Source organism: Mesorhizobium sp. P170090 (genome assembly GCF_057786115.1).
Genome location: NZ_JBYNWH010000001.1, coordinates 5,268,419 through 5,290,991 on the forward strand (window position 1 = coordinate 5,268,419; position 22,573 = coordinate 5,290,991).

19 protein-coding genes are annotated in these 22,573 nt (G+C 63.6%); 10 read left to right on the forward strand and 9 right to left on the reverse strand.

Annotated features, from left to right (window positions below; all coding sequences use genetic code 11):
- The first annotated feature begins 23 nt into the window (after nucleotides 1-23).
- The 7 genes from AC3EML_RS25520 to AC3EML_RS25550 all read left to right on the forward strand — a co-directional run bounded on the left by AC3EML_RS25520 (nucleotide 24) and on the right by AC3EML_RS25550 (nucleotide 7,051).
- Nucleotides 24-764, forward strand: a complete 741-nt coding sequence (locus AC3EML_RS25520; protein WP_023691339.1) for an ABC transporter ATP-binding protein — start codon at nucleotides 24-26, stop codon at nucleotides 762-764.
- The gene (locus AC3EML_RS25525) at nucleotides 761-1,489 is read left to right on the forward strand and encodes an ABC transporter ATP-binding protein (RefSeq protein WP_023685278.1); all 729 of its coding nucleotides are present in this window, start codon (nucleotides 761-763) and stop codon (nucleotides 1,487-1,489) included. The genes AC3EML_RS25520 and AC3EML_RS25525 overlap by 4 nt, the downstream gene beginning before the upstream one ends.
- Nucleotides 1,486-2,382 carry a branched-chain amino acid ABC transporter permease gene (locus AC3EML_RS25530; RefSeq protein WP_023749940.1) on the forward strand — a complete coding sequence of 299 codons (897 nt, stop codon included), beginning with the start codon at nucleotides 1,486-1,488 and terminating at the stop codon, nucleotides 2,380-2,382. Before AC3EML_RS25525 ends, AC3EML_RS25530 begins: the two co-directional genes overlap by 4 nt.
- Nucleotides 2,379-3,443, forward strand: coding sequence for a branched-chain amino acid ABC transporter permease (locus AC3EML_RS25535; RefSeq protein WP_023702146.1), 1,065 nt, complete (start codon nucleotides 2,379-2,381; stop codon nucleotides 3,441-3,443). Before AC3EML_RS25530 ends, AC3EML_RS25535 begins: the two co-directional genes overlap by 4 nt.
- Nucleotides 3,444-3,445: 2 nt before the next feature.
- On the forward strand, nucleotides 3,446-4,231 hold the full coding sequence (locus AC3EML_RS25540; RefSeq protein WP_023749942.1) for a coniferyl-alcohol dehydrogenase: 786 nt from the start codon (nucleotides 3,446-3,448) through the stop codon (nucleotides 4,229-4,231).
- 89 nt (nucleotides 4,232-4,320) lie between these two features.
- On the forward strand, nucleotides 4,321-5,766 hold the full coding sequence (locus tag AC3EML_RS25545; protein ID WP_023741772.1) for an aldehyde dehydrogenase: 1,446 nt from the start codon (nucleotides 4,321-4,323) through the stop codon (nucleotides 5,764-5,766).
- A gap of 253 nt (nucleotides 5,767-6,019) precedes the next feature.
- Entirely contained in the window at nucleotides 6,020-7,051 is a 1,032-nt protein-coding gene (locus tag AC3EML_RS25550) for a hydroxyacid dehydrogenase (protein WP_352444548.1), read from the forward strand.
- Nucleotides 7,052-7,211: 160 nt separating this feature from the next.
- On the opposite strand, the gene msuE is transcribed toward AC3EML_RS25550, so the two are convergent.
- Nucleotides 7,212-7,772 carry an FMN reductase gene (gene msuE, locus AC3EML_RS25555; protein ID WP_352444550.1) on the reverse strand — a complete coding sequence of 187 codons (561 nt, stop codon included), beginning with the start codon at nucleotides 7,770-7,772 and terminating at the stop codon, nucleotides 7,212-7,214.
- A gap of 125 nt (nucleotides 7,773-7,897) precedes the next feature.
- Nucleotides 7,898-8,602: a glutathione S-transferase family protein gene (locus tag AC3EML_RS25560; protein WP_488505342.1), complete on the reverse strand. Its 705-nt coding sequence runs from the start codon at nucleotides 8,600-8,602 to the stop codon at nucleotides 7,898-7,900.
- 99 nt (nucleotides 8,603-8,701) lie between these two features.
- Between AC3EML_RS25560 and AC3EML_RS25565 the strand changes: the two genes are divergently transcribed.
- Complete coding sequence (locus AC3EML_RS25565; protein ID WP_023691348.1) at nucleotides 8,702-9,589, forward strand: AraC family transcriptional regulator; 888 nt, start codon at nucleotides 8,702-8,704, stop codon at nucleotides 9,587-9,589.
- 107 nt (nucleotides 9,590-9,696) lie between these two features.
- Nucleotides 9,697-11,343, forward strand: coding sequence for an acetolactate synthase large subunit (locus tag AC3EML_RS25570; RefSeq protein WP_023702139.1), 1,647 nt, complete (start codon nucleotides 9,697-9,699; stop codon nucleotides 11,341-11,343).
- Nucleotides 11,344-11,372: 29 nt separating this feature from the next.
- On the opposite strand, the gene melA (AC3EML_RS25575) is transcribed toward AC3EML_RS25570, so the two are convergent.
- The 6 genes from melA (AC3EML_RS25575) to melA (AC3EML_RS25600) all read right to left on the reverse strand — a co-directional run bounded on the left by melA (AC3EML_RS25575) (nucleotide 11,373) and on the right by melA (AC3EML_RS25600) (nucleotide 20,411).
- Nucleotides 11,373-12,743 carry an alpha-glucosidase/alpha-galactosidase gene (gene melA, locus AC3EML_RS25575; protein ID WP_023702138.1) on the reverse strand — a complete coding sequence of 457 codons (1,371 nt, stop codon included), beginning with the start codon at nucleotides 12,741-12,743 and terminating at the stop codon, nucleotides 11,373-11,375.
- A 21-nt stretch (nucleotides 12,744-12,764) separates the two neighbouring features.
- Nucleotides 12,765-14,432 carry an ABC transporter ATP-binding protein gene (locus AC3EML_RS25580; RefSeq protein WP_352521543.1) on the reverse strand — a complete coding sequence of 556 codons (1,668 nt, stop codon included), beginning with the start codon at nucleotides 14,430-14,432 and terminating at the stop codon, nucleotides 12,765-12,767.
- Nucleotides 14,433-14,442: 10 nt separating this feature from the next.
- Entirely contained in the window at nucleotides 14,443-15,579 is a 1,137-nt protein-coding gene (locus AC3EML_RS25585; protein WP_023696252.1) for an ABC transporter permease, read from the reverse strand.
- Nucleotides 15,580-16,587, reverse strand: a complete 1,008-nt coding sequence (locus AC3EML_RS25590) for an ABC transporter permease (RefSeq protein ID WP_023833956.1) — start codon at nucleotides 16,585-16,587, stop codon at nucleotides 15,580-15,582. It abuts the gene before it with no gap.
- A gap of 99 nt (nucleotides 16,588-16,686) precedes the next feature.
- Complete coding sequence (locus tag AC3EML_RS25595; RefSeq protein WP_488505343.1) at nucleotides 16,687-18,846, reverse strand: ABC transporter substrate-binding protein; 2,160 nt, start codon at nucleotides 18,844-18,846, stop codon at nucleotides 16,687-16,689.
- Between the two features lie 98 nt (nucleotides 18,847-18,944).
- Nucleotides 18,945-20,411: an alpha-glucosidase/alpha-galactosidase gene (melA, locus tag AC3EML_RS25600; protein ID WP_031197811.1), complete on the reverse strand. Its 1,467-nt coding sequence runs from the start codon at nucleotides 20,409-20,411 to the stop codon at nucleotides 18,945-18,947.
- Between the two features lie 247 nt (nucleotides 20,412-20,658).
- Between melA (AC3EML_RS25600) and AC3EML_RS25605 the strand changes: the two genes are divergently transcribed.
- Entirely contained in the window at nucleotides 20,659-21,501 is an 843-nt protein-coding gene (locus tag AC3EML_RS25605) for an AraC family ligand binding domain-containing protein (protein WP_081725414.1), read from the forward strand.
- A 2-nt stretch (nucleotides 21,502-21,503) separates the two neighbouring features.
- On the opposite strand, the gene AC3EML_RS25610 is transcribed toward AC3EML_RS25605, so the two are convergent.
- On the reverse strand, nucleotides 21,504-22,571 hold the full coding sequence (locus AC3EML_RS25610; RefSeq protein ID WP_023668129.1) for an ABC transporter ATP-binding protein: 1,068 nt from the start codon (nucleotides 22,569-22,571) through the stop codon (nucleotides 21,504-21,506).
- Between the last annotated feature and the right edge of the window lie 2 nt (nucleotides 22,572-22,573).

Sequence of the window (22,573 nt, forward strand, 5' to 3'; positions counted from 1 at the left end):
CGGTCGGTTACGGGGATCGCATCGTGAACGGTTCAGCAAACGCCGCGATCCTCCGCGCTGCCGGCATCCAGAAACGCTTCGGCGCGCTGGTGGTGCTCGACGATGTCGACTTCGCCATGAATGCCGATGAGGCCGTCGGCATCGTCGGCCCGAACGGCGCCGGCAAGACGACGCTGCTCAGCATCTTGTCAGGCGCCTTCCCGCCGAGCGCCGGCACGGTCGCCTTCAAGGGTGGCGATGTGACCGCGATGCCGGCTACAGCGCGCTGTCGTCTCGGCCTGGTGCGCACGCACCAGGTGCCCAAGCCGTTCAGCGGCATGACCACGTTCGAGAACGTTTTTGTTGCCGCGTCGCATGGTGCCGGTCTCGCCCGCGACGAGGCCTATGAAGAGGCGCTGGAGTCGCTGAAACTGTGCGGCATGATGGGCGTGGCCAACCGGCGCGCCGAAACGCTCGGCCTGCTCGACCGCAAGCGGCTGGAACTTGCCCGCGCGCTCGCGGCAAGGCCTACGCTGCTTCTGCTCGACGAGATCGGCGGCGGACTGACCGATGGCGAGGCGAGCGAACTTGTCGATACCATCAAGGAATTGCGCCGCCGCAAGATCGGCATCGTCTGGATCGAGCACATCGTCCACATCCTGCTGCAGGTGGCAGAGCGGCTGATCTGTATGGACGCCGGCAAGATCATCGCCGATGGCGAGCCGCAAGCGGTGATGGCCGACCCGGAAGTCGTGCGCGCCTATCTCGGCGGAGGCCCGAAATGAGCCTGCTCGCAATCGAGAATCTGGTCGTCCGCCATGGCCTGTTGCAGGCGGTGCGCGGTGTGAGCTTTACGATCGAGCGCGGCGAAACGCTGGCGCTGGTCGGCGCCAACGGCGCCGGCAAGACGACGCTGCTGCGGGCGATCGCCGGCGCCCATGAGCCGACGGCCGGCCGCGTGCTGCTGAATGGCGCCGATATCACCGGCGTTCCCTCGCACAAGCGCGTCGGCATGGGCGTCGCGCTGGTGCCGGAAGGGCGAAAACTGTTCGTGCAAATGACGGTCGAGGAGAACCTCCTGCTTGGCAAGACCGCCGGCCGTCCCGGCGACTGGAGCGTGGAACGAGTGCTCGACACGTTCCCCAATCTGAAGCCGCGCCGCCATGCCAAGACCGGGCATCTCTCCGGTGGCGAGCAGCAGGCCACCGCCATCGGCCGCGCTTTGATGAGCAATCCCGAACTGCTGCTGCTCGACGAGGTCTCGCTCGGCCTGTCGCCGCTGGTGGTCGATCGCGTATACGCTTCGCTGCAAGGCCTGATCAGCTCCGGCACGACGATCATCCTGGTCGAACAGGACCTCAATCGCGCGCTCTCGGTCTCGGACAAGGTCATCTGCATGCTCGAAGGCCGCGTCGCGCTGGAAGGCCCGAGCAAGGGCATGTCCCGCGATGAAGTGACGAAAGCCTATTTCGGTCTGCACAGAAAAAGCGCCGGGAGTGTGCCGGCATGAGCAACCAGATCGTCCAGGGCATCCTGCTCGGCGGCTACTACGCGCTTATCGCCTGCGGCCTCTCCTTCATGTTTTCGGTGATGCGCATAATCAACCTCGCGCATGGCAGCCTGGCCGTGTTTTCCGCCTATGCGCTGTGGTGGCTCGCCTCGCAATTCCATATCTCGCCCTTCGTCGGCCTGCTCATCGTGCTGCCGCTGATGGCGGCCATCGGCTGGGCGCTGCAGCGCTTCCTGCTCGAGCGCAGCGCCCGTGGAGGCGCGCTGCTGCCGATCCTGACCACGTTCGGCCTCGCCATCGTCATCGACAATGCGCTGTTCGAGCAGTTCGGCGCCGACACACGTTCGCTGGCGCCCTATATCGGCAGCCTCTCCTACGATTCCTGGGAATGGCCGGGCAGCATCTATGTCGGCAAGCTTGCCGTGATCATGTTCGCCGCCGCCGTCATATTGCTTGGCGGACTGCAGCTGTTCCTTACCAACACCAGGCTTGGCCGCTCGATCCGCGCCACGTCGGAAGATCCCGACACGGCCGGTCTCGTCGGCGTCGATGCGCGCCGCGCCAACGCCCTCGCGGCCGCCATCGCCATGGTCACGGTCGGTCTTGCCGGTGCCTTCCTCGGCATGCGCGCCACCTTCGATCCCTATACCGGCGCACCTCAATTGCTGTTCGCTTTCGAGGCGGCGGTGATCGGCGGCGCCGGTTCGCTATGGGGCACGCTGGTCGGCGGCATCGTTCTGGCGCTCGCCCAGACGCTCGGCGCGCAGATCCATCCGCAAGGTTTTCTGATCGGCGGCCATGTCGCCTTCCTGATCGTGCTGTTCATCCGGCTCTCCACCTGCGGCCTCGGCCTGCGCGGCCTGCTGCGCCTGCCCGCGAGGAAAGCATCATGAGCGCGGTTTTAAACGCCCCCGCTATCGAGCGCGGCACCTCCGCCTCGCGCATCTCGGCGATTGCGGTCGTCGTCATCATCGCGCTACTTGGCGTCGCGCCGCATTTCCTGTCGGCCGGCGCCGTCGACCGCGTGACCGCCTTGTTCATCTATGTGATCCTGGCAGCGATGTGGAACGCGCTGGCCGGCTTCGGCGGGCTGGTTTCGGTGGGACAGCAAGTGTTCTTCGGCCTCGGCGCCTATTTCACCATCCGCCTGGCCGATGCCGGCCTCAACCCGTTCGCTTCGCTGTTCGTCTCCGCGATCATTGTCGGCGCGATCTCCTGGCCGATGTCGCTGTTCATGCTGCGGCTCAGGAACGGCGAGTTCGCCATCGGCATGTGGGTGATCGCGGCGCTCACCCATCTCCTGGTCAATCTCGACCGGCTGGTGCAAGGCGAGACCGGGACGTCGCTGATCTCGCTCAACGTCTATGACGCCGGTTCCAGGCGGGCGACGATCTACTGGCTGGCGCTGGCCGCGATGACGGCGCTGCTCGCCACCCTGTTTAGCCTGCTGCGCGGCAGCACGGGTGCGGCCATCCGCGCCATCAGGGACAATGAGGAGGCCGCGGCATCGGTCGGCGTGCGCGTCACCGGAACCAAGCGGCTGCTCTTCGTGCTCGCCGCCTTCGGCATCGGCATGGCCGGCGCGCTGTGGTTGGCCACGTCGATCACCTTCCAGCCGAAAACCTACTTCAACGTCCAGTGGACCGCCTACATGATCTTCATGGTGCTGGTCGGCGGCATCGGCACCTTCGAGGGCGCCATTCTGGGTGCGCTGCTGTTCTTCCTCATCGAGACCTGGTTCGGCGGCACCGGCGTCTGGTATCTGATCGGCCTCGGCGCCACGGCGGTGCTGTTCTCGCTGTTCCTGCCGCGCGGCGTGTGGGGAACGCTGGAGGAGCGCCTTGGCCTGCGCCTGCTACCGGTCGGCTACCGGGTCAGGCTGCCGGCAAACGCCGGCGATAGTGACGCGACGCCTTCGCCGCAACAGGCCGCAACGCATAGTGAAAAGGCGTGACCATGCTGTTCGGCAAGACCATCCTCATCACCGGTGTCGCCTCTGGTATCGGCGCTCGCACGGCCGAACTTGCCGGCCAACTGGGCGCTGACGTGATCGGCGTCGATATGCGTGAACCGGCAGCATCGGCCGGCAGTTTCGTCAAGGCTGACATCTCATCCAAGGCCGGCGTCGACGATCTCCTCGGGCGCCTGCCGCAGCGCATCGATGCGCTCTGCAATGTCGCCGGCCTCCCCGGCAACACCGGTGCGGTGTCGACACTGGCCGTCAACTTCTACGGCCTGCGCGCGCTCTCGGAAGGCCTCGCACCAAGACTTCGTGAAGGCGGCACCGTAGTCAACGTCGCCTCGATCGCCGGCTATGGCTGGCGCGCCAATCTCAACCGCGCGGCATCGATGGTCGGCATCGAAGGCTTTCCCGATGTGGCGAAGATGATCGCCGACCATCAGGTGAAGAACGAGGAAGGCTATCCCGTTTCCAAGGAGCTGCTGCTGTTGTGGACGCAGCGCGCCGCGCATCAGGACCTGTTCAGGAGCCGCGGCATCCGCGTCAATGCAGTGAGCCCCGGCCCGGTCGAGACGCCGATCCTCAAACAGTTCCGCAATGTGCTGGGTGACGCCCGCGTCGACAGCGACATCGCCAGGGTCGGACGCGCCGGAAGCTCGGGCGACATCGCGCCTGTCGTGCTGTTCCTGTGCTCGGACGGCGCACGCTGGGTCAACGGCGCCAATGTGCCGGTTGACGGTGGGCTTGAAGCATCGATCAATGCCGAGGTGCTCGGCTTCTAGACCATCATCCCGAAAAGTGGGAGCCGGTTTTCTGATAAGATCGTGGTCAATATAGAAAAGACGCTCCACGGCGAGCGAGGGAGAGAACAATGGACATCGGACTTCTGATCGACGGTGATAAAAGGGATGCCTCCGGCTCAGCCTCTTATGAGCGCATGGACCCGTTCACCGGCAAGCTGGCGACCCGCGCTGCCGCAGCCAGCATCGCCGACGCCAATGCCGCGGTCGAAGCCGCTGCTGCCGCTTTCAAGACGTGGTCGAAGACCGGTCCGGGCGAGCGCCGCGCTTTGCTGTCCAAGGCGGCCGATGTCATGGACTCCAAGGTCGGCGAATTCACCAAATTGATGATGGAAGAAACCGGCGCGACCGGCCCCTGGGCCGGCTTCAACGTCATGCTCGCCGCCAAAATGCTGCGCGAGGCAGCCGCCATGACGACGCAGATTTCGGGCGAGGTCATTCCCTCCGACAAGCCCGGCACGCTGGCCATGGCGATCCGCCAGCCGGCCGGCGTCTGCCTCGGCATCGCGCCGTGGAATGCGCCGGTCATCCTCGGTACCCGTGCCATCGCCATGCCGATCGCCTGCGGCAACACGGTTGTGCTGAAAGCCTCCGAAATGTGCCCCGGCACACACCGGCTGATCGGCCAGGTGCTGGTCGAGGCGGGCCTGCCCAAGGGCGTCATCAATGTCGTCACCAATGACCCCAAGGACGCAGCGGCAATCGTCGAGGCACTGGTCGCGCACCCTGCAGTCAGGCGTGTCAACTTCACCGGCTCGACCAAGGTCGGCAGAATCATTGCCGAACTCGCCGGCCGTCACTTGAAGCCGGCGCTGCTCGAACTCGGCGGCAAGGCGCCGCTGGTCGTGCTCGACGATGCCGACATCGATGCGGCGGTCAATGCGGCGACCTTCGGCGCCTACATGCATCAGGGCCAGATCTGCATGTCGACCGAGCGTCTGGTCGTCGATGAAAAGGTCGCCGACGAGTTCGTCGCCAAGCTCGCCGCCCGCGCGGCGCAGCTGCCTGCCGGTGACCCGCGCGGCCATGTCGTGCTCGGTTCGCTGATCAGCGACCAAGCCGCCGACAAGATGGAAGAACTGGTTGCCGACGCCGTCGCCAAGGGCGCCAGGCTTGTGGCCGGCGGCAAGCGCACCGGAACCGTGGTCGAGGCGACATTGCTCGACCACGTGACGCCGGCGATGCGCGTCTATTCGGAAGAATCCTTCGGCCCGGTCAAGCCGGTGATCCGCGTCAAGGGCGAGGACGAAGCGGTATGTGTCGCCAACGATACCGAATACGGCCTGTCTTCAGCCGTGTTCAGCCGCGACATCCGCCGTGCCATGGCGGTTGCCGCGCGCATCGAAGCCGGTATCTGCCACATCAACGGCCCGACCGTCGGCGACGAGGCGCAAATGCCGTTCGGCGGCGTCAAGGGTTCAGGCTACGGCCGCTTCGGCGGCAAGGCCTCGATTGCCGAGTTCACCGACCTGCGCTGGCTGACCATCGAGGATCCGGGGCAGCACTATCCGTTTTGACTCCACCTTCTCTCACAGGGGAGAAGGAAAGGAGCCCTCAGGGCCGTTGCCTGGCGAGCCAAGGGATTCCCGCATCAAAACCCGGCAAGGCTCGAGCCACGCGATCGGCGGCCCCTCCCGGAGTTGTAAATCGTTTAATCGTGGGTATTTTACCCCTCAAGCACATGCCGCCGGACGGCGGCAAGCGGTTTTGGGGACTACCGCAAGTGCAAAGCAAAATACGCGATACGGATCGCGCCGGGGAGGAATCGTCATGCCAAACAAGGCCCTGCCGCTGGTCATCAGCGCGCCGGAACCACGCACGCTCGACCTGATCTTCACCTCACCGCAGCTGGCGCGCCTCAAGGCGCATTACCGCGTCGTCGAGACGACGGCCGAGGGCGTGGCGAACTTGCCCGCCGACGTGCTTGCCGAAGCCCGCTATATTATCGGCCAGCCGCCGATCTCGCCCGAGACCTTGGACCGGATGCAGGCGCTGCGTTGCGTCTTCAATGTCGAGACCAACCTCATCAACAACATGCCCTATGAGACGCTGTTTGCGCGCGGCATCCATGTCGTCACCACCGGCCTCGTCTTCGCCGAGCCGGTGGCCGAGCTTGGCCTCGCCATGGCGCTCAACCTTGCCCGAAATATTGTCGATGCCGACCTCGCTTTCCGCAAAGGCGAGGAGCTGTGGGGCGGCGATGGCAATTTGACGGCGCGGCTTCTGTCCGGCGCCGATGTCGGCATCATCGGCTTCGGCGATCTGGGCCGTGCGCTGAACCGGCTGCTGTCGGGCTTTCGTACCCGCACCAAGGTCTTCGATCCCTGGCTGCCGCCATCGATCCTGATCGACAATGGCGTCGAACCGGCCTCGCTCGACGAGGTGCTGTCGACCAGTGACTTCGTCTTCGTCGTCGCTTCGGTGACCTCGGAGAACCAGGGTTTTCTCGGCACCGATGCTTTTGCCAGCATGCGCAAGGGCGCCGCCTTCATCCTGCTCAGCCGCGCCGGCGTCGTCGATTTTCCGGCCTTGATGGCGGCGGTGAAGAGTGGTCACATCCTTGCCGCCAGCGATGTCTTCCCCGAAGAGCCGCTGGCGGCGGACCATCCGGTCCGTGCGATCCCCGGCTTCCTGCGCTCCGCCCATCGCGCCGGCGCGCTCGACATCGCCTTCAAGCGCATGGGCGACATGGTTCTGGAAGACATGGACCTGATCGACCGCGGCCTGCCGCCGCTGCGCTCCAAGCGCGCCGAGCGCGAGACCGTGTCAAGGATGCGTTCGAAGCCGGCGGACAGGAACTAGTTATCGCGATAAATCCGTCTGAAATGGATTTCGGAGTTAGCCAAGCCGCGTTGTCATCGTCGCTCAGGATGACCGCAAGCGCGGGAACCTTTGCACGGCGATACCCCGCCAGGCCTGGCCGGCGGGGTATTGATTTGCGGATCACGTAAAAATCTGCGTGCTATCCGGCCGCGACGCCGGCAGCTGAGCGATTGGCCAGCACCAGCCCGACCTCGCCGACGACCTGCTCGACGCGCTTCAGGATGGGTTCTGCCCGCAGCACGCCATCGGAAAAATCCTTGTCCGTGGCATAGACCCCTGTCGGCAGCGTCAGCGCCTCGAAGAAGCCGAACAGCGGCCGCAACTGGTGCTCGACGATCAACGCGTGGCGATCGTTACCGCCGGTGGCAAGCAGCACCACCGGCTTGCCGCGCAAGGAAGCGGGATCGAACAGATCGAAGAAGTGCTTGAACAGGCCGGTGTAGCTGCCCTTGTAGGTCGGCGACCCCACCACCAGCACATCGGCATTGACGACGCTGTCGAAGATTGCCCGCGCCTGACCGTCGAGATCGCGCGCCCATTTGGCAGCGCCAAGTGAGGGGCCGAGGTCTTCGATGTCGTAGGTACTCGCCGACAATCCATGCTGGCGCGCAATGTCCCTGACGACCTGGTCGACGAAGCCGCGCGTCTTGGACGGCCGGGTGAAATTGCCGGAAAACCCGACGACGGTTGGATTGGGCATGTTTCTCTCACCTCTCGCGGACCTGCTTGATGCCGCATATTTACAGGCTTGCGCCTGCCGCAAGAAGCAAATGACTGACCTTGCAGCACCATAGTGAGGAATTTTTTTCCGTTTGCCCGCTCGTCTCAGGCCGCGAGAAGCCGGCCATAGGATTCCAGGTAGAAGCCGGGCGACCTTGCGCAGGTCCGCACCGCCTCCCTGGCGGCAACCGTTTCCTGCCACCGCAGCAGGCGCTCGCATTCGGTCGGCATGGCAAAGCCCAGATATTTCTCAAGCACGCACAGCTGTTCGAACCAGGGATAGAAGGCGACGTCGGCGGCGCTGAATTCCGAGCCCAGCAAAAACCGTTCGTCCGCCCCTCGCCTCGCAAAGGCATGCTGTTCCACAAAGCGCAGGGCGTCGCCAAGCTGGGCCTTGATCCGCTCATGAACCATAGCGTCGGAACTGTGCATCATGGTTGCCGTCCTGGCGTAAAGCTGCGTGTCGGCGAAGCTGATCCAGATGCGCGCCTCAGCGCGGGCATGAGCATCCCTGGGGAAAATCGGCCGTTCGGGGAATGCATCATCGAGATATTCGCAGATGATCGCCAACTCCCTGACATATTGCCCCTGATGGCGCAGCAGCGGCACCTTTCCCGTCGGCGTGAGTTTCAGGAACCACGCCGGCTTGTTGCGCAGATCGATTTCGATTTCCGTCGCCTGCAGGCCTTTCTCGGCAAGGGCGAGCCTGACACGGTGCGCATAGGGACAAAGCTGCGCGACAAAAAGCTCGATTGGCGGCATGAATAACTCCTGAGTTTCGTTATCGCCGGCAAGCGGCCTGTCGGGCATAGCTAGGTCCAGTAAGGCCGGCGCGCTATTCGACAGCGTCTGGATTGATTTATCGATCGTCTGTTTCTGGAGCGAAGCGTGGATCTCCTGGCTACCCTCATGCGCGAATTGCACTTCGCAGCCGCCGGGTACCGGCGCCTCGAACTGGCCGCGCCCTGGGCGATCTCGTTCAGCCAGGCTGGACTTCGCGGCATTCACGTCGTCATCAAGGGGCGATGCGAGGCGGTGTTCGGTGAGGAAGATGTCGAGCCTCTCGATGCCGGCGACCTGATCATTGCACCGCGCGCCGATCCGCATGTGCTGCGGTCGCCCGGCGCGCTCAAAAGCGCGAACGTCCCCGCCGCCGAACTGGCGACCCAAACCGCAGCCGGGCGTATTCGCAGCGGCGGCGAAGGCGAAAAGACCGTCATCCTGTGCGGCGCCTTCGCCTTTCGCGACGCCGACCATCCGGCACTTGCCGGCCTGCCGCGCATCGTTCACATCCGGGGATCGAATGGCCGTCTGCCCAAATGGCTGCGTGGCTATGTCGAGGCCTTGCTGGTGGAAGCGACCGACGAAGGTCCCGGCAGCGACGTAGTAATGGCTCGCCTGTCTGGGGCCATCGTCACGCGCGCCTTGCGCTCCGGTCTGGAAAGCATGGACAATCCAGGTTGGCTGAGGGGATTGCAGGACCCCGCGATCGCCAGAGCGCTCGCGACCCTGCATGAAGCCTATGGCCACGACTGGACGATCGAGACCCTGGCACGCGCGGTCGGGCTCTCCAGGGCAACCTTTGCCGCCCGCTTTCGCGATCTCGTCGGCGAAGCGCCCATGGCCTATCTCTTCGGCTGCCGCATGCGGCAGGCCAGCCGGCTGCTGCACGAGGGCAAGAGCCTGGGCCAAGTCGCCGAGGCGGTCGGCTACAGCTCGGAAGCCGCCTTCTCCACCGCCTTCAGGCGCCACGCCGGCGTCTCGCCCGGCCAATTCAGGAAACGGAAGGATCTGTAAGGCAGAGCGATATTGGCGGCGGCCGCGCCTCGCGGTAGGACTTTGCCAGCACTATGTCTGATCATATCCCGACGCGGTTCGCCGCCGCTTTGCCCAGGAGATGCTTCGTGCCCAAAGGTTCTGACCTGCTTGTTGCCGCCCTCGAGAATGAGGGCGTCGATCGCATCTTCGGCATTCCCGGCGAAGAAAACCTGGACGTCGTCGAATCCATCCGCAAATCCTCGATCCAGCTCATCCTCACCCGTCATGAGCAGGCGGCGGCGTTCATGGCCGCCACCCATGGCAGGCTCACCGGCAAGCCAGGTGTGTGCATCACCACGCTGGGACCCGGCGCCCTGAACCTGACGACGGGTGCCGCCTATGCGCTGCTCGGCGCCATGCCGATGATCATGATCACCGGGCAGAAGGGCATCCGCTCGTCGCGCCAGGCCCGCTTCCAGATCGTCGACATCGTCGCCGCGATGAAGCCGTTGACCAAGCTGTCACGTCAGATCATCTCGGCGAAGACCATTCCCGCCGTGGTGCGCGAAGCGTTTCGGATTGCCGAGGAGGAGCGTCCGGGGCCGGTGCATCTGGAACTGCCCGAAGACATCGCGGCCGAGGAGTGCGACGATGTCGCGCTGATCCCGCCGCATCCGGTCGAGCTTCCGCTGGCCAGCCCGCTGGCGCTCGACCGTGCCGCTGAGATGATCATCAAGGCGCAGCGTCCGCTGGCGATGCTGGGCGCCGCCGCGTCGCGGCCGCGCTCAACCTCCGACCTCGCCCAGTTCGTTATCAGAACCGGCATTCCCTATTTCACCACGCAGATGGGCAAGGGCACGGTGCCTGGCGGAACCGAGCTCTATATGGGCACCGCCGCGCTGTCCGAGCGCGACTATGTCCATGAGGCGATAGAGCAGGCCGACCTCATCATCACCATCGGCCACGACACGATCGAGAAGCCGCCCTTCATTATGGGCGACAAGGGACCGAAGGTGATCCATGTCGGCTACCAGCCGGCCAATGTCGAGCAGGTCTATTTCCCGCAGACCGAAGTGATCGGCGACATCGGCGCTTCGCTCAGGCTGCTTGCCGACCGGATCGAGGGCAAGATCCCCAACGCGCAGGCGCTACTGCCGCTGCGCGAAGGGATTTTGAGCCGCATTGCCACCCGCGCCACCGAAGACCGTTTCACGCCGCAGCGCTTGGTGCACGATGTGCGCGCTGTGATGCCGGCCGATGGCATCCTGGCGCTCGACAACGGCATGTACAAGATCTGGTTCGCGCGCAATTACCGCACGCGCGTCGCCAACACTTTGCTGCTCGACAACGCCCTGGCCACGATGGGCGCCGGCCTGCCGTCGGCGATGACGGCCGCGATGCTCTATCCCGCACGCCGCGTCATGGCGATCTGCGGCGATGGCGGCTTCATGATGAACAGCCAGGAACTGGAAACCGCCGTCAGGCTGAAGCTCAATTTGGTCGTGCTGATCATCGAGGACAATGCTTTCGGCATGATCCGCTGGAAGCAGGCGGTCGACCAGTTCCCCGATTTCGGCATGACCTTCGGCAATCCCGATTTCGTCCGCTATGCCGAGGCCTATGGCGCCAAGGGAACCAGGGTCGGCGCCGTCTCAGAAATACAATCGACGCTTGAACAGGCTTTTGCCGGCGGTGGCGTCCATCTCGTCGTCGTTCCGATCGACTATTCGGAGAACGAGCGCGTGCTGGTCGAGGAACTGCGCCACCGGTTGCCGGCGCCACCGGAGGCCTGACGGTGGAGTAGATACCGCCGCAGCAGCGCTCAGGCGGCCCGGACCTTGGCGCTCCCACGCGCCCAGGTCGGCAGCCAGTCGCCATGTGTCGCCAGCAACTCATCGACCAGCGCCCAGATCTGGTCGAGATCGAGTTCGGCCGCCGTATGCGGGTCCATCATCGCCGCGTGGTAGATGTGCTCGCGGTTTTCGGTCATCAACGCCTGCACCGTCAGTTCCTGCACATTGATGTTGGTGCGTATCAACGCGGTGAGTTGCGGCGGCAGCTCGCCAATATAGGTCGGCTGGATGCCGGAGGCGTCCACCAGACACGGCACCTCGGCGGCGCAATTGTCCGGCAGCGAGGTGATGCAGCCATTGTTGCGGACATTGCCGTAGATCACCGAAGGCTCCCCGGTCCACACCGAGTTCATGATCGAGGACGCGTATTCCTTCGATTGCTCGACCTCGATGCGGTCGGCCGAGCGATAGGCCTCGGCCTGGCCCTTCCAGCGCTCGATCTGTTCGATGCAGCGCTTGGGATATTCGTCGAGCGGAATGCCGAACTTGTCGATCAGGTCGGGGCGGCCTTCCTTGATGAAATAGGGCGTGTATTCGGCGAAATGCTCGGAGCTTTCGGTGACGAAATAGCCGAGCCGCGTCAGCATCTCGTAGCGCACCTTGTTGGGGCAGCGCGGGTTCCAGCCCGGCTTCGGCGCCCTGCCTTCGCGATAGGCGCGGACCAGGTCCGGATAGAGGTTGCGGTAAGAGCCATCCGGCTGCCGGTGCTCGAACTTCAGGTAGAAGGCCATGTGGTTGATGCCGGCCGAGCGGTAGCGTATCTCGTCGTAGGGAATGTCGAGATCGTGCGCCAGTTCCATCGCCGTGCCCTGCACCGAGTGGCAGAGGCCTACCTGTTTGATCTCAGGGTATTTCTCTGAGATCGCCCAGGTGTTGATCGCCATCGGGTTGACATATTGCAGCATGATCGCGTCGGGGCAGACGGCCAGCATGTCCTCGCAGATCTTCCACAGATGCGGCACGGTCCGGAGGCCGCGCATGATGCCCCCGACGCCGAGCGTGTCGGCAATGGTCTGGCGCAGGCCGTATTTCTTCGGCACCTCGAAATCGGTGACGGTGCAGGGCTCAAAGCCGCCGATCTGGAAGGCGACGACGACGAAGTCGGCACCGGCGAGCGCCTTGCGTTGGTCGGAATAGGTCTCGGCCTTCGCCTTCACGCCCAGCGTCGCGATCAGCTTGTTGACGACTATGGCGCTCTCTTCCAGCCGCTGCGGATTGATGTCCATCAGCGCGATCGTCGCGCCTGACAGCGATGGCCGCTGCAGCACGTCGCCGACAATGTTCTTCATGAACACGGTCGAACCCGCGCCAATGAAGGTGATCCTGGGATGTCTTGCCACTATTAAGCCTCCGGCACTTTGCTACGCCACGTCGAAGGCGGCCCTGACGAGCCGTTCGGTGTAGGCGGTCTTGGGATGGGTGAGGACCTCGTCGACGGGTCCCTGTTCGACGATCTTGCCGTTCTGCATGACGATGACGCGATGGCAGAGCGCGCGCACCACCTTGAGGTCGTGCGAAATGAAGAGATAGCTAAGGCCGCGTTCGTCCTGCAGCTTGCGCAACAAGTCGATGATCTGCGCCTGCACCGAAAGGTCGAGCGCCGATGTCGGTTCATCGAGCAGGATGAATTCGGGCTCCAGCGCGATGGCTCGGGCAATGGCGATGCGCTGCCGCTGGCCGCCGGAAAATTCGTGCGGGAACCGCGACAGGATATCGCCGGGCATGCCGGCGCTGACCAGGGCGTCGCGAACCCGATCGATCCGCTCGCGCCGTGTCGCGCCGATCCTGTTGACGACCAGCCCTTCCTCGATGATCTGGCCGATCGTCATACGCGGGTTGAGCGACGAGAACGGATCCTGAAAAACGACCTGCATGCGCGAGCGCAGCGGCCGCATCTCGGCGCGCGACAGGCCGTGGATCGGCTGGCCGTCGAAGCTGACCTCGCCGCGCTTGGCCTCGGTGAGTCTGAGCAAGGCGAGACCGAAGGTGGTCTTGCCGGAGCCGGATTCGCCGACCAGCCCCAGTGTCTCGTGGCGGCAAAGCTTCAGGCCGAGATCGTCGACGGCGACCAGCTCGCGCCAGTCCGGCTTCAGGAAGCTGCCATGGCGCAGCATGAAGCAGACGCGCATATTGCGGGCCTCGAGGATGGTGCCGCTGTTTTCCGGCAGCGGCTGCGGCTTGCCGTGCGGCTCTGAAGCGAGCAGCCGCTTGGTATAGGCATGCTGCGGGTCGGCGAACAGCCGCTCGGTAACGTTGTGCTCGCACATCTCGCCATGCTGCATGACATAGACATAGTCCGAGAATTTCCGCACCACGGTGAGGTCGTGGGTGATCAGGATGACCGCCATCCTGAGTTCTTTTTGCAGATTGCGGATCAAATTGAGGATCTGTGCTTGCACCGTGACGTCGAGCGCTGTCGTTGGCTCGTCGGCGATCAGCACATCGGGGTCGTTGGCGAGCGCCATGGCGATCATCACGCGCTGGCGCTGCCCGCCCGACATCTGGTGCGGATACTGTTTGATGCGCGCTTCCGGCTCGGGGATCTGGACATGCCGCAAAAGCTCGAGCGCCCGCGCCCAGGCTTGCTTGCGGCTGACCTTTCGATGCACTCTGATCGCCTCGACGATCTGACTGCCGACCGTATAGATCGGGTTGAGCGAGCTCATCGGCTCCTGGAAGATCATCGAGATGCGATTGCCGCGCAACTTGCGCCGGGCGCTCTCGGGGAATTTCAGTATGTCCTGCCCGCAATAGTGGATGGTGGATTTCGGCGACACGGTGGCCCGCTTTGACAAGAGCCCCATGACAGCGCGCGCCGTCACCGACTTGCCGGAACCGGACTCGCCGACGATGGCGATCGTCTCCCCGCGATAGAGCTGGAACGAGACATCCTTCACCGCGTCGACGACGCCGTGCTCGACCTTGAAGGCGACCTCGATGTTGCGGGCATCGATGATGGGTTGGTCGTGGCGGCCGGCATGGTCGAACCGGACGGCTGGTGCGAAGGTGGCTGCGAGCGCTACAGTCATCCCGGCCACCTCAATAGGGATCGACGGCATCGCGCAGGCCGTCGCCCAGCGCGTTGAAGGCAAAGACGGTGATCAGCACGAAGCCGACCGGCGACAGGATCCACGGATAGGTGCCGATGACCGAATAGGTAGCCGTGTCCTGCAGCATCAGCCCCCACGAGATCAGCGGCGGCTTCACCGCGAAGCCGAGGAAGCCGAGAAAGGCTTCGAGCAGTACCACCGTCGGGATGGCGATCGTCACGGCGACGATGACGTGGCTCATCACATTGGGGAAAATGTGTTGCATGATGATGCGCATGTCGGTGGCGCCGACCGCCATGGCGGCGCGCACATAGTCGATCCGCGCCAGCGCCAGCGTCTTGCCGCGCACCTCGCGCGACATCTGCGCCCAGCCCAGCGCCGACATGACGATGATGACAAAGGCGAGGAAGACGTTGGTCGGCGCGGTCACCGGGATCAGCGTCGTCAGCGCAAGATAAAGCGGCAATTGCGGGAAAGCGAGCACCAACTCGACAAAGCGCTGCATCCAGACGTCGAAGCGGCCGCCGAAATAGCCCGAGACCATGCCGACCGTGGTGCCGATGACGGTGATGATGAACACCACCGTCAGCGCGATCATCAGCGAGACGCGCGAGCCCTGGATGGCGCGCGACAACACATCGCGGCCGAATTTGTCGGTGCCGAGAAAATGCACCGGCTGGCCGTCGGCCGAAGCGAAGAAATGCCGGTTGGCGGGGATCAGGCCAAGCAGCCGGTAGTCGGCGCCCTTGACGAAGAAGCCGAGCAGGCGCGGATGCTCGTAATCCGGCCCGACGACCGGCTGGAAGGTGACCGGGTCGAGGTCTGCAGAATCCGCCAGCGCATAGACCCGCGGCTGGAGCACGAAATTCCCGTCTCTGTCGTGAAAACTCATCACTTGCGGCGGGGCGAAAGCGACATCGGTCGCCTTGGGGTCCATCGGCGCGAAGAAATCGGCAAACAGCGCCATCAGCACCAGAAGCACGACCAGGATCAGCCCGGCCATGCCGGTCCAGGAGCGCCTCAGCCGGCGCCAGACCAGCGCCATATAGCTCTCATTGCCGCGTGGGGTCGCAATCGCGGTTGCTTCAGCCGGGGGCGGCGGCGGGGATGGGTCACGCGCCAGCATCTAGCTCTCCCTGAACTGGCGTACGCGCGGATCGAGCAGCGCGAGCAGCATGTCGGCGATGATGTTGCCGACGATCAGCGTTGCCGACAGCACCATCATGAAGGTCGCCGTGACATAAACGTCGCCGACCGCCATCGAGCCGACGATGGCGGGCCCGACCGTGGGCAGCGCAAAGATGATGCCCGTCTCGATCTCGCCGGTCAGCATGTAGGGCAGCACCACGCCCTGATACATGATGAGCGGGTGCAGTGCGTTGGGCACGGCATGGCGCATGACGACGGCGCTGCCGGTCAGGCCCTTGGCCTTGGCCGTCTCGACATATTGCGCGTTCAGCGTATCGAGCAGATTGCCGCGCATGACGCGCATATTGTAGGCGAGCCCGCCGAAGGTGGCGATCGCCACCACCGGCCAGACATGCTTGACGAGATCGGCGAATTTCGCCCACGACCACGGCGCGCCGCCATATTGCGGCGAGAAGAAGCTGCCGATCTCCGACACGTTGAACTGGAAGACCAGGAGATAGACGATGATCAGCGCCATCAGGAAGCGCGGCACGGTCATGCCGAGGAAGGAGATGGCCGACAGCGCCGAGTCGATCCATGTGTATTGCCTGGTCGCCGCCCAGATGCCGAAGGTGATGCCGAGCACCGACGCCAGCAGATGGCAGACCAGTGCCAGCAGCAGCGTGCGCGGCAGCCGCTCGCCGACCACGGCGGCGACCGGCTTGTTGTAATAGAGGCTGTAGCCGAAATCGCCGCGGGTGATGATGCCGGCGACCCAGTTCAGGTACTGGACGGGCAGCGGTTTATCGAGGCCGTGCTCGACCCTATAGGCCTGCGCCTGCGCGTCGGCTTCGGCAAAAGACGCCCCGCCCTGGTTGATAAGCTGCGAGCGGATATAGTCGGCATAGTCGCCCGGCGGCGCCTGGATGATGGCAAAGGTGACCAGGCTCAGGATGACCATGACCGGGACCGCCGATGCTATGCGCATGGCCAGGAATCGCAGCATCGGACCGTTTCTCCTCCTTTGATCTAATCTGTTGCCGCTGACCTTACTCCGTCCCGGCCGCGCGCGCAGCGCGGCCGGGCGTCAGCCAGGGGAGGAAACTCAGTTCGTCGGACCCTTGTCGCCGGGCTTGCCGGGAAGCTGGTCGGGAAAGAGTTCGTATTTTTGCTGCTTGTCGGCGGCGACGAAGACGCGTTCGCGCACGATCGAATCCTCGGCCCAGTTGAACATGAAGATCGGCGTTCCCTGCGGGATGTTGGAGAAGCGCTTGTTGATGATCAGGGCGCCGGGATATTCGGTCAGTCCGATATTGTAGACATGCTCCGTCGAGATCTTCTGGAACGTCTTCATCAGGCTGGCGCGCTCGTCATTGTCTGACGAGGAGACGAACTTGTTGACGATGTCGACAAGCTCCTTTTCGAACGGCATCAGGTCGACCACGCCGCTTTCGGGCGCGCGGTGATCCCAGCTGGTCTTGGGTCCGACGGGCGCGAGTTGCACGGTATTCTGCACGACGGAAGTCAGCTCCTGCTCGTTGCGCCTGATCAGCCAGTCGAAGCGGCCGGAATATTGCGAGGCATCACGCTGGGTGCCGTTGAGGCCGTTGAGCACGACCCTGATGCCAAGCTTTTCCATCTGGCCGACGACGCCTTCGGCGAGGCTCTTGTCAGTGCCGTAGTCATTGTTGACCAGCATCACGATCTCGACATTCTTGCCGCCGGCGGTCCCGGCCGGGAAGTTCACGAAGCCGTCGCCATCCGTATCCTTGAGACCAGCCTTGGCCAGTTCCGCCTTGGCGCCCTCGATGTCGAAGGGATAGTAGACGGTCGAGTTGCGGTCATAGAAGCTGGTGCCCGAGGAAAAGCCACCGGGGTAGATGGCGGTGAACGGCCCCTTGACCAGCGAGTCGCCGAGCGCCTTGCGGTCGAGCGCCATGGTGATGCCCTTGCGGAAGTCCTCATTGCGATTGAGCTCGCGGATCGCCTGGCCGCGTTCGTCGGGATTGCCCCAGCCATTGGCGGAAAAGTTCATGCGCAGATTGTAGCCGATCAGGCGCGGGCCAAAGGCGAGCCGGGCCGGCGCGTCCTTGTCCGCCGCTCGCTTCAGCGAAGCGACGAAATTCTCCGGCTGCTCGAGGTTGGAGAAGTCGGCGGCCCCTGCCACCGCCTGCACGTCGCGGTCGGCCCAGGTCGACAGCTTGTAGTGCAGTTCGTTGAGATAGGGCAGCTGGTTGCCCTTCTCGTCGACCTTCCAGTAGTAGGGATTGCGGCGCAAGACGATGATGTCGTCAGGCCTATACTCCACCGGCACCCAGGCGCCCATCACCGGAATGTTCATATATTCCGGCGGGAACGCGTTCTTGAACTGCTCGTAGGTATTCTTCGAGTACTTCGGATGCTGCGGCTTGAGGATATGCGCTGGGCCGGGGCAGAAGGTGCCATAGGCCATGGCGTAGAGATACTGTTTGGGGAAAGCGTCCTTGAAGGTCCACTCGACGGTGTAATCGTCGACCTTCTTCAGCGTCGTGCCGACACCGAAGGTTTCCGCTGTGGCGCCGTTCAACGGCGAGACATTGGGGTCGACGACCTCATCGTCCCAGTAGAACATGACATCGTCGGCATTGAAGGCAACGCCGTCAGACCATTTGGCGCCTTCGACCAGGTGCATGGTCAGCGTGTGGCCATCCTTCGACCAGTCCCAGCTCCTGGCGAGGTTGGGCAGCGGCTCGGTGTCCTTGGCCTCGACCTGGAACAAAGGCGCGGTGCGCGTCAGGCATTCCGAAAGGCCGATGTCGATGCCGCCCCATCCTTGGGTCTGGCCGGCGCCATAATTCCAGCCTTCCGGCCGGCCGCCAATGACGTGGCGCATGGTGTCGCCATAAACGCCGATGCCGTCCGGCATGTTGCCGGTCTTGAACACCAGCGGCTCCTTCGGCAGGCGATCCTTGACCGGCGGCAGCTTGCCAGTCTTGACGTATTTCTCGGTGACCCACTCGGGCTCGTGATATTCGGGCAGCGCCTTGAACTCCAGGATGGAATCGCGGGCGACGTATTTGATCTTGCCCTCGGCGGGAAACGCCGCCGGCGCCGGCGGCGTGGTCGGCTCGGACGCGTATGCACTGCCAAGCGCCGATGCCGAGACGCTCAGCGCCAGCCCGGCGAGAATGCCAATTCTTCGCCCGGCGAGAATGCCAATTCTTCGCCCGGCGAGAATGCCAATTCTTCGCCCGGCGAGAATGCCAATTCCACGAAAGTTCCTCATTGTGTTCCTCCCAGATGTTTCGACGTCTGCTGCTGCCCGCATCTATTCATGACGGCTGATTGGCGAACCGGCCTCCCGCTGTCCGCCTGCCAGCATTCTCAGCCGGCCTGTTTCAGGGCCGTTTTTTCGGCGCGCAGTTCCTCGATCGAGCGCACTTTGCGCCGCGCCGCACCCGCCCAGTCGCGGGTTTTCACCATCGATTTCGAAAGCCGCTCCTTGGCGGCCGGCACGGCATCGGCGTATTGCGGCAGCCAACGCGCCTGGGCGACGACCATCTCGTCGACCATCTGCCAGACCTCTTCCGGCGTCGACACCGCACCCACCAGCGGATCGTGCAGCACCGCGAGCTTGAGCAGGTCAATGTCGCCCGTAACAGCCGCATGCACCGACATGCGCTGAACGTTGATCGAAGCCATGCAGGTGGCCGCGCAGGCTTCCGGCAGCGTGATGCCTGACGCCATGTTGATGCCGAAGCGATCGACGAAACCGGGCGATTCGATGATCGCGTCCTGCGGCAGATTGGTGATGATGCCGGTGTTCTTGACGTTGAAGTGGCCGCGATAGACACGGTTCGTCTCCAGCGCTTCGAGAATATGGCTGGCATGCTCGTTCGAGCGCTTCGATACGTCGAGCGGCTTCGACGCCGCTTCGAGGAATTGCGGATATTCCGTCTCGAACCAGTTGCGGGTTTCCGTGGAGTAGCGAAGATAGCCGCCGGTCTCGCCATGGATCCAATCGGACATGTCGATCCAGCGGGTGATTTCGTCCGGCCGCTTGCGATACCAGGGCAGATATTCGGAGAGATGACCGTTGCTTTCGGTGGAGTAGACGCCGAAGCGCTTCAGCACGTCGATGCGCAGCTTTTCCTGCTGCGAATAGACCGGATGCGCCTCGAAGGCAGCCACCAGTTCGTCCTTGCCGATCTTGCGGCCGTTGAGCCGCAAATCGATGAACCAGGTCTGGTGGTTGATACCGGAGCAGACATAATCGAGTTCGCTGTGCGACTTGGCGCCGAGCACTTCGGCGATCTGTTCGGCGCCGTGCTGGACACCGTGGCAGAGGCCGACCGTATCGACCTTGCCATATTCGATCGCCGCCCAGGTGTTCATCGCCATCGGGTTGGCATAGTTGAGGAATTTGGCGCCTGGCTCGGCGACCTCCAATATGTCCTTGCAGAAGTCGAGGATGACCGGGATGTTGCGCTGGCCGTAGAGGATGCCCCCGGCGCAAATCGTGTCACCGACGCACTGGTCGATGCCGTATTTCAAGGGAATGCGGATATCGTCGGCATAGGCTTCGAGCCCGCCCACCCGGACGCAGCTGATGACGTAGCGCGCGCCTTCCAGCGCCTTGCGGCGGTCGGTCGTCGCCGTCACCCTGGTCGGCAGCTTGTTGGCCTCGACGATGCGGTCGAGGATCGCCTTGATCATTTGCAGATTGTGTTCGCTGAGATCGGTCAGCGCGAATTCGATGTCGCTGAATTCCGGGATGCACAAAATGTCGGTGAACAGCTTCTTGGTGAAGCCGACGCTGCCCGCGCCGATAATAGCGATTTTGAAACTCATCACCTTCACCTCGATCCATTCGAATGCCGGGTAAGGAGCAACAGGAAAGGGAATGGCGGCCCGCCTTGGCGCGCATGCCATTCGAGCCGGAATTCCGGCTCGTTCTCCTCCCCGCCCGCTCCTCGACCGCGGGTCTTTCGCGTTCTCAGGATTTGGATTATGCCGTTATTCCAGGGCGCGGCCAGAGAACGATTATGCTTTCGAGGGTAATTTTGTGCTGCATGATCTGATCGCCAACGGACAGTTGATGCGCACCATCTCGCTGCCGCGCGGCCGCCAGCGCCTGCATGCCATGCCGACCAGCACCGGCTATGAAGTACGCGAGGGCGTGACCTATGACTGGGATGGGCGCAAGCGCGGCCAGACACCGTTCACCGTGCTGCAGCACACGATCAGCGGCACCGGCCAGCTGCGCTACGAGAACCGCAACTACCGCCTGCAGGCCAACGACACGCTGCTGGTGCTGGTGCCACACAACCATCGCTACTGGCTGGAGAAGGGCGACCGCTGGGAATATTTCTGGATCTCGATGAATGGCGAGGAGGCGCTGCGCGTCCACAAATCCATACTCAGCGTCTCCGGCCCGGTGTTTCGGCTGCAGCCGGAGACGATCGATCATCTCGCCGATTGCAGCCTGCGCCTGATCAAGGGCGGCGCTTCGCCTGGCGCTGCTTCGGCAATCGCCTATGAGGCGGCGATGGCGCTTTACGACGATGTCTTCGGCTCGCACGCCTTCACTGAGAAACAGAGCGTCATGCAGCCGGTCATCGATCATATCAACGCCAATCTCGACAAGCCCTTGCCCGTGGCCGAGCTCGTCCAGATCAGCGGCCTCAGCCGCGCCCATTTCTCGCGCTGCTTCGCCGAGAGCGAAGGCGTTCCGCCGGCCGAGTTCGTGCTGCAGCAGCGGCTGCAGCGGGCGGCGAAGCTGCTAACCAAAGCCGATTTCCTGCCGGTCAAGGAGGTCGCCATCCTGTGCGGCTTCGAGGACGCCAACTATTTCTCGAAAGTCTTCCGCCGGCTCTACGGCATCAACCCGACGCAGTTCCGTACCACCGGCATGTATGCCAGCCTGGGCAGCCTTCGATAGGATTACCCGATGCGGTTGCCGCTTGCGGGATCGAATAGATGCAGCGCCGCCGGATCGGCAGACAGCCGCACCGTATCGCGCGGTCGGATAGTGCTGCGTCCCATGACGAAGACACAAACCAGCTGGTTGGCGAGCCGGACATAGAACTGCGTCGACAGGCCGAGCGGCTCGACCACCTCGACTTCTGCCTTGAGCGGACCATCGTCGGCAAGCTGGATGTGCTCCGGCCGTAGCCCGACGGTGAGCACATCGCCATCCTTCGATGGCAAGCCATCAGGCAATCTGAGCTTCTGGCCGTCGGCCAGCACCGCATCCACCTTGCCGCCCTTGGCGACTGTCGCTGGAAAGAAATTCATGCCGGGCGAGCCGATGAAGCCGGCCACAAAAGTGTTGATCGGCCGATCGTAGAGTTCGAGCGGATGGCCGACCTGCTGGACGTAACCGTCATGCATGACGACGATGCGGTCGGCCATAGTCATGGCTTCGATCTGGTCGTGGGTGACATAGACCGATGTGGTCTTGAGCTGCTGGTGCAGCGCCTTGATCTCGGCGCGCATATGGACGCGCAATTTGGCGTCGAGATTGCTGAGCGGTTCGTCGAACAGGAACACTTTGGGATCGCGCACGATGGCGCGGCCCATGGCGACGCGCTGGCGCTGGCCGCCGGACAGTTGCCTGGGCAGACGTCCGAGGAAACTGTCGAGGCCGAGGCGCTTGGCCGCCGCCCCTACCCTGCCGTCGATCGTCGTCTTCTCCGCCTTCTTTAAAAGCAGGCTGAAGCCCATGTTCGACGACACGTCCATGTGCGGATAGAGCGCGTAGGACTGGAACACCATGGCAATATCGCGGTCCTTCGGCGCGACATCGTTGACCAGCCGATCGCCGATATGGATCTCGCCGCCCGACACTTCCTCCAGCCCGGCAATCATGCGCAAAAGGGTCGACTTGCCGCAGCCGGACGGGCCGACCAGCACGACGAACTCGCCATCGGCGATTTCGAGGTCGACGCCGTGCAGGATGCGCAGCGAACCGTAGTCCTTCTCGACGTTTTGCAGCGTGACGGAAGCCATCG